The 18,046-nt window shown below is 54.7% G+C and carries 15 protein-coding genes, 1 tRNA gene and 1 riboswitch; of the genes, 8 read left to right on the forward strand and 8 right to left on the reverse strand.

The window, feature by feature from the left end:
• Window positions 1-46 precede the first annotated feature (46 nt).
• Entirely contained in the window at window positions 47-2,776 is a 2,730-nt protein-coding gene (locus NQF89_RS03945) for an AsmA family protein (protein WP_266137557.1), read from the forward strand.
• 17 nt (window positions 2,777-2,793) lie between these two features.
• The gene (locus NQF89_RS03950) at window positions 2,794-3,492 is read left to right on the forward strand and encodes an ATP12 family protein (RefSeq protein ID WP_155572834.1); all 699 of its coding nucleotides are present in this window, start codon (window positions 2,794-2,796) and stop codon (window positions 3,490-3,492) included.
• A gap of 13 nt (window positions 3,493-3,505) precedes the next feature.
• Here the strand turns inward: NQF89_RS03950 and ispF are convergent, their stop codons facing one another.
• The 3 genes from ispF to metZ form a co-directional block, all read right to left on the reverse strand.
• Window positions 3,506-4,723 carry a 2-C-methyl-D-erythritol 2,4-cyclodiphosphate synthase gene (gene ispF, locus NQF89_RS03955; protein WP_155572835.1) on the reverse strand — a complete coding sequence of 406 codons (1,218 nt, stop codon included), beginning with the start codon at window positions 4,721-4,723 and terminating at the stop codon, window positions 3,506-3,508.
• Window positions 4,724-4,750: 27 nt separating this feature from the next.
• Entirely contained in the window at window positions 4,751-5,227 is a 477-nt protein-coding gene (gene apaG / locus NQF89_RS03960) for a Co2+/Mg2+ efflux protein ApaG (protein ID WP_155572836.1), read from the reverse strand.
• Between the two features lie 138 nt (window positions 5,228-5,365).
• A complete protein-coding gene (gene metZ / locus NQF89_RS03965) occupies window positions 5,366-6,580 on the reverse strand; it encodes an O-succinylhomoserine sulfhydrylase (RefSeq protein WP_266137626.1) in 1,215 nt (404 codons plus the stop codon).
• 80 nt (window positions 6,581-6,660) lie between these two features.
• Window positions 6,661-6,741, reverse strand: a riboswitch (SAM riboswitch).
• A gap of 121 nt (window positions 6,742-6,862) precedes the next feature.
• Between metZ and NQF89_RS03970 the strand changes: the two genes are divergently transcribed.
• Window positions 6,863-6,936, forward strand: a tRNA-Gly gene (locus NQF89_RS03970).
• A 48-nt stretch (window positions 6,937-6,984) separates the two neighbouring features.
• Here the strand turns inward: NQF89_RS03970 and NQF89_RS03975 are convergent.
• From NQF89_RS03975 to NQF89_RS03995, 5 genes are all read right to left on the reverse strand, one after another.
• Entirely contained in the window at window positions 6,985-7,497 is a 513-nt protein-coding gene (locus NQF89_RS03975; RefSeq protein WP_266137558.1) for a hypothetical protein, read from the reverse strand.
• Window positions 7,498-7,550: 53 nt separating this feature from the next.
• Entirely contained in the window at window positions 7,551-8,279 is a 729-nt protein-coding gene (locus NQF89_RS03980) for a 2OG-Fe dioxygenase family protein (protein ID WP_266137559.1), read from the reverse strand.
• A 143-nt stretch (window positions 8,280-8,422) separates the two neighbouring features.
• A complete protein-coding gene (locus NQF89_RS03985; protein ID WP_266137560.1) occupies window positions 8,423-9,679 on the reverse strand; it encodes an NAD(P)/FAD-dependent oxidoreductase in 1,257 nt (418 codons plus the stop codon).
• 158 nt (window positions 9,680-9,837) lie between these two features.
• The gene (gene argJ, locus NQF89_RS03990; RefSeq protein WP_266137561.1) at window positions 9,838-11,073 is read right to left on the reverse strand and encodes a bifunctional glutamate N-acetyltransferase/amino-acid acetyltransferase ArgJ; all 1,236 of its coding nucleotides are present in this window, start codon (window positions 11,071-11,073) and stop codon (window positions 9,838-9,840) included.
• Window positions 11,074-11,076: 3 nt separating this feature from the next.
• Window positions 11,077-12,066, reverse strand: a complete 990-nt coding sequence (locus NQF89_RS03995; RefSeq protein WP_266137562.1) for a peptidylprolyl isomerase — start codon at window positions 12,064-12,066, stop codon at window positions 11,077-11,079.
• A 359-nt stretch (window positions 12,067-12,425) separates the two neighbouring features.
• Here NQF89_RS03995 and secA point away from each other — a divergent pair, with 359 nt between their 5' ends.
• The 5 genes from secA to ruvB are packed head-to-tail and all read left to right on the forward strand — an operon-like array spanning window position 12,426 to window position 18,037.
• The gene (gene secA, locus NQF89_RS04000; protein WP_266137627.1) at window positions 12,426-15,080 is read left to right on the forward strand and encodes a preprotein translocase subunit SecA; all 2,655 of its coding nucleotides are present in this window, start codon (window positions 12,426-12,428) and stop codon (window positions 15,078-15,080) included.
• Window positions 15,081-15,094: 14 nt separating this feature from the next.
• Window positions 15,095-15,844 (forward strand): YebC/PmpR family DNA-binding transcriptional regulator, encoded by a 750-nt coding sequence (locus NQF89_RS04005; protein WP_099026216.1) that lies wholly within the window; start codon window positions 15,095-15,097, stop codon window positions 15,842-15,844.
• On the forward strand, window positions 15,841-16,347 hold the full coding sequence (ruvC, locus tag NQF89_RS04010) for a crossover junction endodeoxyribonuclease RuvC (RefSeq protein ID WP_155572841.1): 507 nt from the start codon (window positions 15,841-15,843) through the stop codon (window positions 16,345-16,347). The genes NQF89_RS04005 and ruvC overlap by 4 nt, the downstream gene beginning before the upstream one ends.
• Window positions 16,344-16,982, forward strand: coding sequence for a Holliday junction branch migration protein RuvA (gene ruvA / locus NQF89_RS04015; protein ID WP_155572842.1), 639 nt, complete (start codon window positions 16,344-16,346; stop codon window positions 16,980-16,982). The genes ruvC and ruvA overlap by 4 nt, the downstream gene beginning before the upstream one ends.
• Window positions 16,979-18,037: a Holliday junction branch migration DNA helicase RuvB gene (gene ruvB / locus NQF89_RS04020; RefSeq protein ID WP_370513414.1), complete on the forward strand. Its 1,059-nt coding sequence runs from the start codon at window positions 16,979-16,981 to the stop codon at window positions 18,035-18,037. The genes ruvA and ruvB overlap by 4 nt, the downstream gene beginning before the upstream one ends.
• Window positions 18,038-18,046: the final 9 nt, after the last annotated feature.

The following is an 18,046-nucleotide window of genomic DNA, read 5'->3' on the forward strand; positions in this document are numbered from 1 at the left end:
TGGTTTTACCCAAGCCCGATGTGAAAGAAGGAAAGGGAAGAGGCTGATGAAAAAACTAGCAGCCAGTCTGATAGGGTTGGTGGTCGTGCTGACAGGCATCAGCCTTGCCCCACAGTTTTTGATAGACCAAAACCATTTGCGTGAGCGGGTGACGGCGGTGTTCCAAGCCCAAACAGGCTTAGAGCTTAAAATGGGAGAGACGTCTTTTCAGCTCTTACCATGGCCGTCTTTCCAAGCAACGAATGTGATGTTAACGCGCCCGGGCTGCTCGCCCTTTGTTGTGGCGCGGTCTGTCCATGCGGATATGTCTTTATTTGCTTTATTAAACCGTGAAGTGTCTTTTCAAGATTTCACAGTGGATGGAGCTGGCGTTATTGTGCATCGGGCGCGTGAGGGACAATGCTCCACATGGTTGCCTGTGTTGACCCAATCACAAGGCGAGGCAGCGTCTCCTCCCATCGCTGTGGCAGGGCGGGTCCATCCGCGTTGGAAGGTAAGCTTTGGGGCTTTGCATTTAAAGAATGCTACGCTCTCATGGCAAGATGATGTACCAGCAGGTGAGGTGCCCTTTACGGGGCGTATTCAGATAACCCGTTTAGAGCTAGATGGCATGCGTAGTGCCAGCCCGTGGGTGGATATGAGCGGGCAATCTGAACATACAGTTTTTACCGCACGCGGGCGTATAGGGCCGTTAGCGCGTTTACTCTCTGCCAAAGCAGAGCAAAAGGGGCCGTGGCCTTTCAGCCTTGGTATGACGTTAGGGAGTGGTCCCCAGCAGGATCACGCTACTTTAGATGGCGCGATGAGCGATGCGCATCGTTTGCAGGGTTTAGCCTTTACGTTGGAGGGGCATTGGGCCTCTCTCAAAGGATTGCATCGCTTCTTTCCTCAGTTTCTTCCTGTAGAGATAGAGCAGCTTGATGGCACGCTGCGCCTTCATGCAGTTGATGTTCCGCATAAGGTTGATGCTGGGCTTGATAAAGGGGCTGATGTCGCGCTGACAGATGCTCTATTGCATGTACCAGAGCGTTTGCGCCCTGATGTGATTCATCTCCATTTAGGGCATGTACTAGCTCCAACGGGGCTTCAGCTACGGGATGTGCAGCTGGATGCTGATAATGGGCAGGCTCCGCTTATTGTGCAGAGCAAGGCCATATGGGGGCGTTATGCGTGGCGTCTTAATGGAGAGGTGCAGAGCTTACAACAGGCCGTTGCTGCGGGTTTGCCAGATGAATCCGCCCCCGTAATGGTGAAGATGGAGGTCCAAGGTCAGGATAAAACCTTGGCGAGCTTGTTTAACCAAAACGAGGCAGAAAAGAGCGATGCGGCGCAAGAGCATGTTTCGTTCGCGTTGCAAGGCCAGATGGGGCGGAAGGGCAGCATGCTGGATGTCTCTGGCCAAGCGGGCCTTTTGCAGTTGCCTGATTGGGGAGTGTTCTCCGGCCTTTTGCTGCATGATATGCATCTGAAAGGGCAGCTTGCTCTTGGGGCGATAGGGGAGGCGGGCTTGCCTGCCGTTACAGCGCGCGATGTCGTGTTGGAGAGTCAAGAGATTGGTGGAACAGCTACGATGACGCTTCCCGCGCCTTTAGGGGCCGCTGGGTTGACGGGGCAGATACATCTTACCCATTTGGATGGGACGCGTTTCCATTATGCGCCGGTTATGGAGTTTGCAGGTTCCGCAGCGGAACCTTCTGTGCCGACTTTATCACTTGGTGCTGCGCTAAAAACAGTGGAGCCGCCAGCTGCTGCACCTTCGACTGAATCGCGCTCAGCAGGGGATCGGTATGTGGGGGCGCAATATGCTGGCTCTCATGATAGGGAGGTCGAGGCTAATCCACCGGGTGATAATGCGTTGGGGGCTGCATTTACTAACGTACCCGGCCATGATGGCCCTCTGGCTCGCTGGTTAGGGGTTATGGCGGTCCAGCCTGTAGATGTGGATTTTACAGCCGATCATCTCCAAACTGAGGCGATAGAGTATCAGGGTTTGCATCTCCATCTTTTAGGGCGTGAGGGGCATGTTGTTCTTTCTGTCCTAGGGGGGGCGGTGCAGACAGTGCCGTTATCGGGTGAGATTGTGTTGGATGGCTCTGCCGCACCTTTGCGGATGGGTATGAAAGCAGACCCGCTCATTTTGCCCGCACGTTGGGTGCAGTTGGCGTTAAACCAGCCTGTCACGGTGGAGGGGCCAATTCAACTTGTGGGGGCTTTAGGGACGGAAGGCGCGCATCCATCTGACCTTTTGCAAGCGATTGAGGGGCAGATGGGTCTCTCAGTTGTGGATGGACGTATTTATAGAGAGGTTTTGGCCCCCTTAGCAGGCCCTGCGGCACGGTTGCTCAAGTTGGGTGATGGCACTATGGGCCTGCGCTGTGCTGCGGGCGTGGTGCAGTTTGACCATGGGCAGGCTCATTTTGGGGATATGGCTTTGGAGGTCAAACATCTTTCGGTCCTTGGGCAGGGCAGTATGGCCTTGGCAGACCAAAGCTATACGCTTCAGCTTATGCCCCATGTTAGTGTGATTGGGGCGGATTTCTCCACACCATTGCTGCTGGAGGGTAAAGGGGGAAGCGTTCATATCGGTACAGCAGGGAAAGATGGCGTCCCCGCTTTGCCCCCGCTTGATACAGCAAAATTTGGTGATGATGCTTGCGCCTATGCTGTGCAACAAGCACGCGCAGGGCGGCAAGGTTTGCCCCTACCTGAGCGGGAGCAAGACCATGGCGGTGGTGCAGGGGGTATCCTGCGTGCGCTTGGCCTTGGTGGGCATTAAAGAGAAGGGGGTAGAGCGTGGTACAAGCGCGTAAACGCTTTTGGAAGCATGTAACCGTTGGGCCGGTCGGAGATGATGGGCAACAAGGCGTGTTGCTAGATGGCCGGCCCGTGCGCTTACCTGCGGGAGCTGTGTTGGCGGTATCGTCACCCGCCCTGGCTCATGCTCTGGGGGAGGAGTGGCAGCAGATTGCTAAAGGGGCGCATTTCACCCCTGATGATTTGGTGCTGACGCGTATTACCGGGAGTTATATTGAGCGTATTTTGCCCGACCGTACCGCGACAGAGGCCGTTCTCTATGGCTATGGGATTGATGATAATCTCTGTTACCAAAGCGAGGCACAGGATGGGGCTTTAGTTAGCCGCATCCTTACGTGGGCAGCGGAGCAAGGGTTACATCCTGACATGACTGAGGCGGTGATGCCGCTAGAGCAGCCAGAATCCTACAAAGAGGCAGTAAAAGCCACGCTGGCGAAGATGGACCCTGCCTTATTGGCCACGTTAGGGGTTATGGTCCCTATTATGGGCAGTTTGCTGCTGCCTCTCGCCCTTGTGCGGGGGATCGTGTCTTTTGATGACGCTGTGCATCTTGCCCATGCAGATGAACATCAGCAGCTTACAAAATGGGGCCATGACAAAGAGCTGGCCCGCCAATTAGAGCGCAAAAACGCGGATATTGCGGATGCGCTCCGTTTCTATAACCTCATGCAGGGCTAGAATAGCGGGGGTATTACACCCCGCTATCGGGCACCATGACGCTGACGGCGGCTGTAGCGGCGATGCCTTCTTCACGCCCGGTGAAGCCGAGACGCTCGGACGTTGTGGCTTTGACGGAGATGCGGCTGGGATGGACCTTGAGCAACTCGGCCAAACGAGCGCACATGGCCTGAGCATGAGGGCCGATTTTGGGGCGTTCGCAGATGATGGTGAGGTCAGCATTCACCAATATCCCCCCCTTGGAGCGAATTAACTCCCCGGCATGGATCAGGAAACGAGCGGAATCCATATCGCGCCATTTCTCATCTGTGGGGGGGAAATGCCGGCCAATATCACCCTCATTAAGGGCACCGTAAATCGCATCGCAAAGTGTATGGATTCCCACATCGGCATCAGAGTGACCGGCAAGGCCCTTCTCATGAGGAATCTCAATACCGCATAGGATGAGCTTACGCCCCTCAGCAAAAGCATGGACATCATAACCCAGCCCAACACGCGGTAGGAGCGGTGGGGTAGGCTGGTTTTCTTGGCTTTGCATGGCACGTTCAAGCCGCATAAGGTCCTCCGTAACGGTCAGTTTAATATTATCTTCGGCCCCCATAACGATAGCCACAGGGTGGCCTGCTGCCTCTAAAAGTCCGGCATCATCGGTTAAGGCTGTACGGTGGCGGGTATGGAGGGCGTACAATAAAGGAAAGGAGAAGCCCTGCGGGGTTTGCGCACGCCATAGCCCATCACGCGGGACGGTATCGGTGATGATGCCGTCTTTGACCTTCTTTAACGTATCGCTGACAGGCAGGGCAGGGATAACGCCTTCATGATGCTTTAACGCCTCTAAAACACGGGTAATGAGGGCCGCTGGCACATAAGGGCGCGCACCATCATGAACAAGCACAATATCAGGGGGCGTGGGCAAAGCAGCCAGAGCCTCCAACCCAGCGCGCACACTATCATGACGTTCGGCTCCGCCGGGGACGGGGGAAAGAACATCCAGCCCTGCTAGAGCTTGCGGGAGGAGAGGGTCACTGCCTACAGGTTGGAGATAATCAACATGCGGTAAAAGGGCGAGGGCCGCATGACGAATAACAGGCTGTCCCGCAAGGAGATGGAATTGCTTGCTGATGGCTGCTTGTTCTTCTGTCGCACCAGCGGAGAATCGCCGCCCACGCCCTGCGGCAAGGAGGAGGGCCGCAACGCGCTTGCGTTTGATGGGAGAGGGAGTGGCGTCCAAGGAGGCGTCCTTCGCAAAACCGGGAGGTTAGTGGGTCATGCCGATATGATGGGGGCTGTCTAGGCTAAAAGCTGGCACGGTGACATCAAAGCGATGGCCGCTTGTAGGGGCTATCATGTGATAGATGCCCTCCATAAAACCGCTAGGGGTTTTAAGCTCCGCCCCGGATGTATATTGGTAGCTGTTTTTGGCAGCGATGATGGGTTGCTCCCCCACAACGCCCTCGCCATGCACTTGTTCTTGGCTGCCGCGCTCATCGGTGATGGTCCAGCTGCGGGAGAGAAGTTGGATGCTCTCTTGGCCGTTATTTTCTATCAAAACATGATAGAGCCACACATAGCGATGCTCATCAGGGTCGGAATGTTCATCGACCCAAAAGGGACGAACATTCACCGTGACATCGCCTGTACGGGCAGTAAAAGCGGGGAGGGAGGTTATAGGCTCTAGCTCAACAGTGTCTGTATCAGCCAAAGAAGCGTCCGTGGGAGAAGATGTATCAGACATAGGCTCTTACTAGACTCATTAAAACAGTTTGTCACGGCTATGAGGGCCGCATCTTATAGAAAGGCCGCCCATCATGGGGGAATGATGGACGGCCTAGGGGGTGTGTGGACACACCTCCTTATAGCACAAGAAGGGGGGTTAGCGTCCAGCCCTTAAAGCAGCTTCTGCCCCACGGCGAATATCTGCGATGAGGTCCTCTGCATCCTCTAAACCAACAGAGAAGCGGATAGAACCATCGGTAATGCCAAGGGCATTGCGTTGCTCTTGCGTCAGCTTGCGGTGTGTTGTGGTGGCAGGATGTGTAGCAAGGCTGCGTGCATCACCAAGATTGTTAGAAATAGCAATGAGTTGAAAGGCATTGAGGCACGCAAAAGCCCCTTTCTTGCCATTTGCAACGGTAAAGGCAATCAGTGTGCCACCATTGCTCATTTGTGTGTGTGCAAGCTTTGCTTGGGGATGGTCCTTCCGTCCCGGATAGCGCACAGCGGTAATACCGGGAAGGTCGCCTAGCACATCAGCAATACGGGCAGCATTGCGGGCCATAGCCTCAACGCGGAGTTGTAAGGTCTCTAGCCCCTTAGAGAGAACCCACGCATTGAAGGGAGAGAGCGTGTTACCTGTATTGCGAACAAAGGGTTGCAGCGTCTCGGTAATCCATTTTTGGCTCCCTAGAATCGCCCCGCCCATCACACGGCCTTGCCCATCAATATGTTTGGTGCAGGAATAGATAACGACATCGGCCCCAAGCTCTAACGGTTTTTGGCCGACAGGGGTGGCAAAGACATTATCGACCATAAAGAGCGCACCCGCTTTATGAGCAAGCGTGGCAATATGGCGAATATCCAGCACATCCAGCATAGGGTTGGAGGGGGTCTCAATCAGCACAGCCTTGGCAGGGCGGGAGAGGGCTTCCTCCCACGCTGCGGGGTTGGTGCCGTCAATCATGACGGTCTCAATCCCATAAGAGGGGAGCAAGCTGTCGAGCAGCCAATGGGTGGAGCCAAAGAGCGCGCTGGAAGCAACAATACGGTCCCCCGCTTTAAGATGGGCGAGCAACGCGCAGGAGACAGCCCCCATGCCGGTGGACGTCGTTTGGCAGGCCTCGGCTCCTTCTAGCAGGGCGAGACGGTCTTGCAGGGCATCGACCGTGGGATTGCCATAGCGGGAATATTGAAGATGTTGAATCGTGCCTTCAAAAGTAGCCTCGGCTTGCTCGGCACTATCATACACAAAGCCGGATGTGGGGAAGATGGCATCGGATGTCTCCCCATGTTCGGTACGATGGCGCGCGTCATGCAGCAGGCGAGTACCTGTGCGACAGGAGGCGAGGAAGGTAGGGTCGGTATAGGGCATGGGTTCCTCCAGCTGAAGAGGCAGTCGCATCCTAGCGAGCCGCCTTATTAAGATGGAGGCCGTTGGAAGTCCTGATTCTGCGGGGGAGAAACAGGGCCTCTTTAGCGCATATTGTTTAACCTCGCCGCAAGCCGGCCTGTCAAATCGCGAGGGTAATGGCACTAGCCGTTACATGCTGACTATGCGCTTGGGGTGCGGGGGCGTCAAGCATAACTATTACGAAAAAATATAATGCAGGGGATTGCACAGTTTTGTCCTCCCCAGTATAAGGAGCCTCGTTGAGCGGATGTAGTTCAATGGTAGAACGGCAGCTTCCCAAGCTGCATACGGGGGTTCGATTCCCCTCATCCGCTCCAAGATTTCCTTAAAAGTTGGATGAGATGCGTTGCCCGTTAGGTAGAGCCTTACGGGCTGTTGAGCGTGTCTTGATAATGTTGGCCATCAAAGACCCACCGGTCATTCCCATTGATGAGCAAATCCGCCATGCCATTATGATAACGCCGTGTGATGCGAATGGTGCCATTCACGCTATCGAGCAAGGTCTCCCAGTCATTTCCAGCTTTACGGTAGATGGAGGTTGTGCATCCAGCCGAGCCGCATAGCCGGTAGGATTGAAGTTGCACAAAGAGAATCGTCTCTTTTTGGCGTGGGGAGAGTCGAGCTGTCCCTGTAAGGATGATGGGCTGGTCATGATGACGGGCGGCATCATCTAGTAAATCGGCATTAAGAGCGCGTGCTTGCTTGTCGAGCTCTGTACCGAGGTGGGCGGTGAGTTCTACCGGGGTTGTGCTAGGGGCGCGATACGCATGAGGGGCCGTTTTAGCCATGGCAGGGAGCAGAGATGTGAGTGTGCTTATGGCGGTGAGGGCCACAACAAGATTAAAGCGACGGAGAGAGCGGTGGTGTAAGCCTATCATAATCATGCTCCTGTAGTGGCTAAGGCAGGGCGAGAGGGGGGTATATAGGGTGATTATTCGTAACGCAATGTGACGACAAGGACATCACGATAAGCTGGTTTTGTCGGGTCTTCCGGCTCTACAGGGGTAACGCCATGATAAACGCGATGGTCATTGACGATAGCGGTATCGAGCGGGTCTTTCAAAGTAAAAGAGCCGAGCTGTGTTTCTTTATCTAGGGCATGGATGCTCGTAACGCCCTCGCGAATATTGATACGGTTGATCATAAACACAAAGACCCAATCTACACCATCGCGATGCATACCCTCTGGTGTTGGTCGGCCCGCTGCATCGGTGGCGGCTTCGATGCGGAATTGATGAACCTCCACATGCCATGAGGCTGGGCGTGCATGATCTTGGGCCAGTTGATCCGCCACTACTGCACTCGCTTTTAGAATAGCTTGCAGGGCAGGATGGGCACAAATGGCCTCCTCAATAGGGTTGAACCATCGTTCTACCCCGCCATTGAGGAGGTTATAATCACGGCTCTGATAATGGGGTTGATGCTCCTTGCGCGTTATCTGTCCTTTATTGATGGAAAAGGTTCCGTAGCGGCGGCGGCGATAACGCCCATTATCGGCCATGTAGCGGTCCATCCCTAGATGGTTCCAGCTTGTGGCGAAGCTTTCCCAGTCTCGCAGACCATAGGGCTGTAGCCATGCTTTGGCATCCGCCGCAGGAAGATGTAGGAAGCCCTGCTGATGGAGCTGCTTTTGCGTGGCGTGGCGTAGGGTGGATGTCATGGCAAGCGAATCTCTCTCCAACACGGATATGGAGTGTGTGTCGAGGAGTATAGACGGACTATAAGGGCTTGTCTGTATCAGGTGGTGCAATTCCCCCTCTCGCCTCACAGTAAGGCAAGAGGGGAGAGAGCATTGGAGCGGCGTTAGTGGCCTTTTGTTTCGTCCTCTTTGCCGTTGAGGTCTGGATTATTAGGGCGGAGATGCTCTTTAACCGTCAAAGCAAGGGTGCGGACAAGACCACTTAGGCTCATCTGATGTTGACGGAAAAGCCCTTCATGAATGAAACGCGCCAGTTTGGCCCCTAGGCCATGGCCACCAAACTCCTTTTTGGAGGGCCACATGCCCCACGCATTATATTGGCCTAAAGCGACTACAGCCCCGCGATCTGTATAGACAAAGGGTGTAGGGGCCTTCCCCGCGATTTGCCGGGGGATAGCAATACGGCCAACATAGCGTCCTTCTTGGCGGGCGGCTTGTGCGGTTGGGGCAACGGGGTTGACCTCCATGCGGGCGCAATCCCCAATAGCGAAAATAGCAGGGTCTTTCGTAGTTTGGAGCGTTGCTGTGACCATGATTTGGCCACTGCGGCTTAGCTCTAGGTCTTTGAGCAAGGATGTCGCTGCGCAGGCTTTAACCCCGGCGGCCCAAATGGGGAAGTTGGAGTCGATTCGCCGCCCATCTTTGAGGGCGATATAACCGCAACCAACTTCGCTGACCATGCCCTTTGTGATGACCTCAAAGCCTAATGCTTCAAGCTGAGCTTGGGCTTCCTCAGAGACTTTAGGCGGGAAAGCTGCGAGTAGGCGGTCGCTTGCCTCAATCAAAGTAGGTTTGAGCAATCTACGCCGGGTCTCTGGGCCGAGGCCGGGTGTGTTATCAATAGCTTGGCAGAGTTCTGCGGCAAGTTGCACGCCTGTTGCCCCCCCGCCTACAATACCTAAATGCACAGGCTCGTTGGTAAGCTGAGCACGCTCTATGAGAGAGCGGAAACGGTCATGAATAATAGTCGCATCAGCAAGGGAGTTGAGGAACAAGCAATTCTCTTTGGCTCCGGGTGTCCCAAAGTCATTAGCGCAAGAGCCAAGGGCGACCACTAGCGTATCGTAAGAGAGGGTTTGACCATTCTCTAAGGTCATGGTCCGGTTAGGGCGGTCGATTGTCTCTAACGTGCTTTGGATGAAGCTAAAGCCAAAGCGTTTCGCAAGCTCATTAAAGGCAAATAAATTGCCTTTCTCGCTGATTGTACCGGATGCGAACTCGTGTAGAGAGGGCTTCCAAAAATGGACGTTGTTTTTATCAATCAGGGTGATTGTAACATGGGGGTTATGGCTTAGCTGCGTTGCGGCTTCTAGCCCGCCAACACCACCTCCAAGAATGACGATATGTTTCTTCGCGGCCATGAACCGTTCCCTCGTTTTTGATGCTCTGAGCGCAATTAGGACATGCGCGGTAGTAAAACGTGTTTTAGTAGCCTTCTCATGCAGGAGATACAAGCCCCGATAGAAGAAGACTGCATGTTTTTAAGGAGGTGTTAAGGTTATAGGGAGGTATGGCTCGCCTAACTGCGATACGAGCCATTTATATCAATATAGCCGTGGGTTAGGTCGCACGTCCAAATACTCGCAGAGCCTGCACCTAGCCCCATATCCACCGTGATGGTGATTTCCTGTTGGCGCATATAGGCCTCTAGGGCTGCGACATCATGCTCTTTAACACCGCCCTTATTCGCAACCCAGTGGTCCCCAAGGGCGATGGAAAGTTTATCGCGGTCTGCTGGCTGACCACTTTTACCAACCGCCATGACGATGCGTCCCCAATTGGCATCTTCACCAGCAATGGCCGTTTTCACCAAGGGGGAGTTAGCAATGGCTAAAGCGATTTTGCGGGCAGATTCATCACTTTCGGCTTCTTGGACATCAACCCGGATGAGCTTTGTCGCCCCTTCGCCATCACGCACCACCAGCAAAGCAAGCTCGTGTAATAGCTCCTTTAATGCCGTACGGAAGGCAGAGAGTGCGTTATCCTCAAGGGAGGTGATTTTGGCATGTTTGGCCTGCCCTGTGGCAAAGAGCATGACCATATCTGATGTGGATGTATCGGAATCCACAGTGATGGAATTAAAGCTCGGCCCTACAGCTTCTTCCAATAGGGCTTGTAATATAGGCTGGGGAAGAGCGGCATCGGTGACGACATAGGCGAGCATAGTCGCCATATCCGGCGCAATCATGCCAGAGCCTTTGGCGATGCCTTGGAGGCAGACCGTCACATCCCCAATAGCGACCTCACGGCGTGCCGCCTTGGGGAAGGTGTCTGTCGTCATAATAGCGCGTGCAGCGTCTTCCCACCGGTCCTCATGGAGGCCCTCAATGGCGGCGGGGAGGGCTGCGATAATTTTTTTATAAGGGAGGGTCTCCCCAATTACGCCTGTGGAGGCAAGAAATACGTCTTCCACAGGGCAATCTAGTAGATGAGCGACCTCACCTGCACATGCTACCACAGCCTCCTCACCAGCACGGCCAGTAAAGACGTTGGCATTGCCAGAATTAACCAGCAAAGCCCGTGCGTGGGGCGTATGAGCCAGCGCACCCCGGCACCAAGGGATAGGGGCACCGGGGCAGAGATTACGGGTAAACACCCCGGCTGCTGTCGTACCCGGAGCAAACTCAACCAACATAAGGTCCGTTCGCCCTTTATAGCGTATATTGGCTTCCACGCCGCTGAGGCGTACCCCCGCAATGGAGGTTAGCTTTGGGAGGGAAAGAGCCAAGGGGGAGCGCGGGTACGACTGTGCCATAGCTTAGTGTGCCGTGTTAGCTGGGGCTGCGGCGGGAGCCGGAGCGGGGGTGGAGGCAGGAGCGGCAGCCGGAGCGGCTGGGCTGTTGGTGATGGGCTGGCCTTTCGCATCGTAATGAACGATTCGAGCCTGCTTCTCAGCGTCTTCCACAACCTTATGTACTTCCTGACGAATCAGGTCGCGGCGGATTTGGTCGCGGACTTGCTCAAAGCTCGGCACAGGGGCTGTGCGTGTCCCTAGAACCTGAATAACATGCCAGCCATATTGAGTATGAATCGGTTTTTGTGTGATGGTGCCGGACTTCATGGAGAAAGCAGCATTGGAGAAGTCAGGGATCATGTCCCCGCGTTTAAACCAACCAAGGTCGCCCCCATTTGTGCCACCAGAGGCTTTATCGGTGGAGAGGCGGCTGGCCAGCTTGGCAAAGTCAGCCCCTTTATTGAGTTGGCGAATGACATCCTGCGCTTTAGCGTCACTATCAACAAGGATGTGACGGGCATGGACCTCTTCTTCAGGCTTTTTGGAGGCATAATGGGTCTGATAATAGTCCTTTAGGGCTTCATCAGTTAATTTAGGGGCGACTTTCTCTTCCAGATACGCATTTTGGAGGGCGGTGCTAGCGGCAGCATCCATGGCAGCTTTAACGGCAGGCTTGTTCTGTAACCCGTCTTTCTCAGCTTGTAGCTGGATAGCTTTCTGGTCCACGAGCTGGTTGATAATCAGCGGGATGATAACGCTGGGCTGAAGCTGGCGTGCTTCTGGCGGTAAGGTCAACGCAGCGCGCTGGACATCGCCAAGGGTAATCTTTTGGTCATTGACGGTAGCAAGAACCAAGTTAGGGTCCGCCGCAGGGGCTGCGGGAGCTGCTGCATTGGCAGAAGGAGCCGCTGCTGGTGTTGCAGGCTTGGCATCGGCAGCCATAGCGTGCGTTGCCAGAGAAGAAATACCCCCCATAAGGGCTGTGCAGAGCAGGAGAGAGCGGGAAAGCCGCATGAAAAACCTCGTTATCTTGGTTCACTAAAAGTCAGCTTTATTACCATGACAAAGCCCGTTACGCCCTGCAAGGGGATGAGAGCGGAAAAACCAAAGTATTTCCTATATTTTATGTCATGTTATGGGCGGGGTGGTGAGCTATCTGCTTCTTTTTATTATGTGTATGGCGTTGTTGGGCAGGGGGTGGCGTGTAGGGATATAAGGGGGATAGGTAGGCTTTTTCATTGACCATACTAGCAAGGGCCCTTATGTCGGTCCTATATGAAAAGCGTTGTGACCATCCGTAGCATGTCCTTTTCGGCTTTCAAGGAAAGAGGAAGGGACACTGGCCGCTGATGGCAAAATTTTCAGGGTATCTCATGCTTTCACGCCTTGCTCGCGCCCTTTTTGGCCATTCTAACGACCGCTCTTTGAAGAAATATCAGCGGCGAGTGCCGGAGATTAATGCCTTAGAGCCTCAGATACAGGCTCTTACGGATGAGGAATTAAAGGCCAAAACGGCAGAGTTCCGCCGTAAGTTGGCTGATGGTGCTACGCTGGATGAGCTGCAGGTCGAGGCTTTTGCGGTGTGCCGGGAGGCGTCTCGCCGTGTATTGGGGATGCGCCATTTTGATGTGCAGTTGATTGGCGGGATGGTCCTTCATGATGGCCGTATTGCCGAGATGCGCACGGGTGAGGGTAAAACCCTTGTCGGTACGCTTGCAGTTTACCTAAATGCCCTAACAGGCAAGGGCGTGCATGTTGTAACGGTGAATGACTATCTCGCCCGCCGTGATGCGGAGGAGATGGCCCGTCTTTACGGCTTCCTCGGCCTCACAACTGGTGTGATTATCCCTAACCTCTCTGATGAGGAACGCCGAGCAGCTTATGCGGCGGATATTACTTACGGGACGAATAACGAGTTCGGCTTTGATTATCTGCGCGATAACATGAAATACGCGCTAGAGGAGATGGTACAGCGGGACTTCAACTTCGCCATTGTCGATGAGGTGGATAGTATCCTCATTGATGAAGCCCGCACCCCGCTGATTATCTCTGGCCCTGCGGATGATAGTTCCGACCTTTATCGGCATGTAGATGAGGTTGTGGCACGTTTGGTTGAGGAGCCAAATGTGTATGATAAAGATGAGAAGATGCGGACCGTCACCCTCACAGAGCATGGCTCTGACCTTGTGGAGGAGATGCTGAATGCGGCGGGGCTATTGCAGGGCGGGGGATTATATGACCTGCATAATGTCTCGGTCGTGCATCATGTTCAGCAATCATTACGGGCGCGGACGCTCTTTACGCGGGATGTAGATTACATCGTCCGTGATGGTAAAGTGATGCTCATTGATGAGTTTACGGGCCGTATGATGGATGGTCGCCGTTACTCCGATGGGTTGCATCAGGCCCTAGAGGCGAAAGAAGGGGTGGAGATTCAGCAGGAGAATCAAACGCTTGCTTCTATCACCTTCCAAAACTACTTCCGCCTTTACCCCAAACTTGCGGGCATGACCGGTACCGCGATGACGGAAGCGGACGAGTTTGCGGAGATCTACAATCTTGAGGTGGTGGAAATCCCCACCAACCTGCCTGTCCGCCGTAAGGATGCGAATGACGAGGTCTATCTCACGGCGGAGGAGAAATACGAGGCCGTAGCGGAGTTGATTCGTAAGGTTCATGAGCGGGAACAGCCTATCCTTGTTGGGACGGCCTCGATTGAGCAGAGCGAGATTCTCTCACATCTTTTGCGGCAGAAGCGTATCCCCCATAATGTGTTGAATGCACGGCATCATGAGCGTGAGGCGAGCATTATTGCACAAGCAGGGGTGCCCGGCGCGATTACGATTGCTACCAATATGGCCGGGCGCGGGACAGATATTAAGCTTGGCGGTAATGTGGACATGCTGGTGGCTGAAAAGACCGCAGGCATTGAGGATGAAGCCGAGCGTGAGGCTGTTGCCGCCCAAGTGCGGGCGCAAGTTGCGGCAGACCATGAGCGTGTGCATGAGCTTGGCGGGCTTTATGTTATCGGGACGGAGCGGCATGAGAGCCGGCGTGTTGATAATCAGCTCCGTGGGCGGTCTGGCCGTCAGGGTGACCCCGGTAATTCGCGCTTCTTCTTGTCCTTGCAGGATGATTTGATTCGCATTTTCGGCTCGGATCGTATGGGCGCGATGATGCAGAAGATGGGCTTAAAGCGCGGTGAAGCGATTGTGCATCCTTGGTTGAATCGTGCCTTGGAAAAAGCGCAAAAGAAGGTCGAAGCCCGTAATTTCGATATGCGGAAAAACACGCTGAAATATGACGATGTCATGAATGCACAGCGTAAAGAGGTCTATGCCCATCGGCGCGAATATATGGCCTTGAAGGACCTTTCCGGCGTTATTGCGGATATACGCGGCAAGGTGATTGAAGATATTGTCCATGCGCATATTCCCGAGAATGCCTTTGTTGAAGCTTGGGATATTGAAGGGCTGACACGCGAAGTTAAGCGTGTTTTGAACCTTGAGCTGCCGATTGCAGAATGGGCGCAAGAAGATGGCATGACCGAAGAAGGCGTCATCGAGCGGATTGAGGAAGACGCCACGCGGGCTCATGCTGCGCGTGCAGCGACCATCGGGCCGGATATGATGCGCTTGATTGAGAAGCATATTCTGCTCACATCTTTTGATGGCGCGTGGAAGGAGCATCTCCACGGGCTAGACCAAGTGCGCCAAGGGATTGGCTTGCGGGCTTATGGCCAGCGCGACCCGCTTAATGAATATAAGCAAGAAGCCTTCCAGATGTTTACATATATGCTGGAAGATATGCGGATGCGCGTTGTGCAGGCGATTGCCCATGTGCAGCCTGTTAGTGAGGCACCTACCATGCCGGAGGTTCCTGCGGCGATGCAGGTGGAGGAGCCCGTAGAGGATGAAGCGTTGGATACAGCCACATTTGCGCGTTGGTTGAATGAGGTTCCACGCAATGCCCCATGCCCTTGTGGCTCTGGGCTAAAGTTTAAACATTGTCACGGCAAGATGGTTTAAGAGGAGAGAGGCCCATGGCAGGACATTCCCAATTTAAGAATATTATGCACCGTAAGGGCGCGCAGGATGCAAAGCGGGCCAAGCAATTTGCGAAGGTGATTCGCGAGATTACCGTGGCGACACGCTCTGGTATGCCAGACCCGGCTATGAATCCCCGTCTGCGTGCTGCGATCACGGCTGCGCGTGAAGTGAATATGCCAAAAGATACGGTCGAGCGGGCTATTAAGAAGGCCAGCGGTGCCGGCGGTGGTGAGGATTATGTGGCTGTGCGGTACGAGGGTTATGGCCCCGCTGGTGTGGCCATCATCATCGAGGGGCTGACAGATAACCGTAATCGTACAGCCTCCGAGGTGCGTGCGGCTTTCTCTAAACATGGTGGCTCTTTGGGGGAGACAAACTCCGTCTCTTTCGGTTTCGATCATATTGGGGTGATTACCTATCCGCTGGAAGCAGCCTCCGAAGATGATATGCTAGAAGCCGCTATTGAAGCTGGTGCGGATAATGTAGAGACCACGGAAGATGGTCATGAAATTATCACCGAGATGGAAGCTTTGATGAGCGTGCGTGATGCGCTGGAGGGCCGTTTTGGGGAGCCGCGCTCGGCAAAGCTGGATTGGCGTCCCCAAACGACCGTGACGTTGGATGAAGACCAAGCGCGTTCTGTCCTCAAGCTGATTGATGTGCTGGAGGAGAATGACGATGTCCAAGCCGTTTATGCCAATTTTGACCTCCCCGATGAGGTTGCTGAGGCTCTCGCAGCTTGATTCGTCTGATAGGGATTGACCCCGGCCTACGCTTTATGGGCTGGGGTGTGGTGGATGTGGAGGGCAATCGCCTCCGGCATGTGGCTGATGGTGTATTAGCCACGCAGTCCGGTGATGATGTCCCCCGCCGCCTTTGTGACCTGCATGAGGGTTTGGTGACCCTCATCCGCCGTTATCAGCCAAGTGAGGCCGCGGTGGAGGAAACTTACGTGAATCGCAATGGCTCCTCGACATTAAAGCTCGGCTATGCGCGTGGTGTGGCGTTGTTAGTGCCTGCTCTTGCGGGGTTAAGTGTGCATGAATATGGCGCGATGGCGGTTAAACGTGCTGTTGTTGGGACGGGTGCTGCCACCAAGGAGCAAGTGAGCATGATGGTGCGCCGTCTCTTGCCGGGGGCGGAGATAAAACGTGCTGATGCCTCCGATGCGCTTGCGATTGCGATTTGCCATGCTCATCATCGGGCGAGTGCCCAGCATGTCGCAATGGGGGTGCGCATGGCATGATAGGACAGCTTACCGGCCTCGTCTCGCATATAGAGGGGGATCATTGCCTGATTGATGTGCACGGGGTGGGGTATGTGGTGTCGGCCTCTACCCATACATTAGGGCAGTTGCCACGCCCGCCAGAGGTTGCGCGCCTGTTGGTGGAGACAATTGTGCGGGAAGATGCCATCCAGCTTTTCGGCTTTGCTGATGCGGATGAGCAAGCGTGGTTTCGCCTTCTTACGACTGTTCAAGGCGTTGGTGTGCGCGTGGCATTGGCGATTTTATCGGCCAGTCGGCCCGCCTTATTATGGCAGGCTGTGCAGGCGGAGGATAAAGCGGTGTTTACGCAAGCAGCCGGGGTTGGGCCGCGGCTAGCAACGCGTCTATTGACGGAACTAAAAGCCAAAGTCGCCAAGATGCCCGCGCCTGCAAGCCTTAGTGGGCAGCCCCTTGCGCCGATGAGCCACGGCGGTGGTGGGGTAAGTGGGGCGCATCCTCACGGAGGGGTTGAGCAAGATGCCCTTATGGCGTTGGAGGGGTTAGGTTTTAAACGTGCTGAGGCATGGCCTATTGTTAATCGTATTATCGGGGAGACTGAGGGGGCCGGGTTGGATGTGGTGATTCGTCTTGCCTTGAAGGAGCTTGCACGATGACACCCTTTATGCCGGAGACGCCCCCCCAGCGTGCCCCAGAGACGGATGCAACACGTCAGGCGGAGGATGTGGCAGATGTTGCTTTGCGCCCTCAAAGCCTTGCTGATTTTACGGGGCAAAAAGCGAGCCGTGAGAATCTCGCTATCTTTATCGAGGCGGCGCGTAAACGTGGGGAAGCGTTGGACCATGTCCTTTTGCATGGCCCGCCGGGTTTAGGGAAAACGACCCTTGCTCAAATTGTTGCACGGGAATTGGGGGTAGGTTTCCGTGCAACATCTGGGCCTGTGATTCAACGCTCAGGCGACTTAGCCGCTATTTTGACGAATCTCCAGCCGCGCGATGTGCTGTTCATTGATGAAATCCACCGCCTTCAGCCTGCGATTGAGGAAATCCTCTATCCCGCTATGGAGGATTTTCAGCTTGACCTTGTCATAGGCGAGGGGCCAGCGGCGCGCTCGGTACGGATTGACCTTGCCCCTTTCACACTCGTTGCTGCGACAACGCGTTCTGGCTTGTTAGCTACGCCGTTGCGGGATCGTTTTGGCATTCCCTTGCGGCTCGTTTTTTATACACCGGATGAATTGCGGCAGATTGTCAGCCGTGGGGCTGTAAAGTTGGGCATGGCCCTTACAGATGAAGGCGCGGAGGAAATTGCCCGCCGCTCACGCGGGACACCGCGTATTGCTGGGCGGTTGCTGCGGCGTGTGCGTGATTTCGCGTTGGTTGCTAAAAAGGATGTGATTGACCGCCACTTAGCGGATATGGCCCTCTCTCGCTTAGAGGTGGATCGCCACGGGCTGGATGCGATGGATAGGCGGTATTTACGCCGTATTGCCGAGCATCATCGTGGTGGCCCTGTAGGGGTGGAGACCCTCGCCGCAGCATTGGCAGAAGCCCGCGATACATTAGAGGATGTTGTAGAGCCTTATTTGATTCAGGAAGGTCTCGTCTTACGGACATCGCGCGGGCGTATGTTGGGGGAGCCGGGATGGCGGTATTTGGGTTTGACCCCACCAGCAAGTTCTATAGAGCCACAAGAGCCACGGTTTTTATAAAAAGGAGAG

This window comes from Bombella pollinis (genome assembly GCF_026385485.1).
Classification (GTDB): domain Bacteria; phylum Pseudomonadota; class Alphaproteobacteria; order Acetobacterales; family Acetobacteraceae; genus Bombella; species Bombella pollinis.

Coding starts and splice junctions, on each gene's coding strand:
- metZ (WP_266137626.1), bottom strand. CDS start 6,580: ATGCCCTATACCGACCCTACCTTCCTCGCCTCCTGTCGCACAGGTACT.
- ruvA (WP_155572842.1), top strand. CDS start 16,344: ATGATAGGACAGCTTACCGGCCTCGTCTCGCATATAGAGGGGGATCAT.
- ruvB (WP_370513414.1), top strand. CDS start 16,979: ATGACACCCTTTATGCCGGAGACGCCCCCCCAGCGTGCCCCAGAGACG.
- NQF89_RS03985 (WP_266137560.1), bottom strand. CDS start 9,679: ATGGCCGCGAAGAAACATATCGTCATTCTTGGAGGTGGTGTTGGCGGG.
- NQF89_RS03995 (WP_266137562.1), bottom strand. CDS start 12,066: ATGCGGCTTTCCCGCTCTCTCCTGCTCTGCACAGCCCTTATGGGGGGT.
- NQF89_RS03980 (WP_266137559.1), bottom strand. CDS start 8,279: ATGACATCCACCCTACGCCACGCCACGCAAAAGCAGCTCCATCAGCAG.
- NQF89_RS03945 (WP_266137557.1), top strand. CDS start 47: ATGAAAAAACTAGCAGCCAGTCTGATAGGGTTGGTGGTCGTGCTGACA.
- NQF89_RS04005 (WP_099026216.1), top strand. CDS start 15,095: ATGGCAGGACATTCCCAATTTAAGAATATTATGCACCGTAAGGGCGCG.
- NQF89_RS03975 (WP_266137558.1), bottom strand. CDS start 7,497: ATGATAGGCTTACACCACCGCTCTCTCCGTCGCTTTAATCTTGTTGTG.
- argJ (WP_266137561.1), bottom strand. CDS start 11,073: ATGGCACAGTCGTACCCGCGCTCCCCCTTGGCTCTTTCCCTCCCAAAG.
- secA (WP_266137627.1), top strand. CDS start 12,426: ATGCTTTCACGCCTTGCTCGCGCCCTTTTTGGCCATTCTAACGACCGC.
- apaG (WP_155572836.1), bottom strand. CDS start 5,227: ATGTCTGATACATCTTCTCCCACGGACGCTTCTTTGGCTGATACAGAC.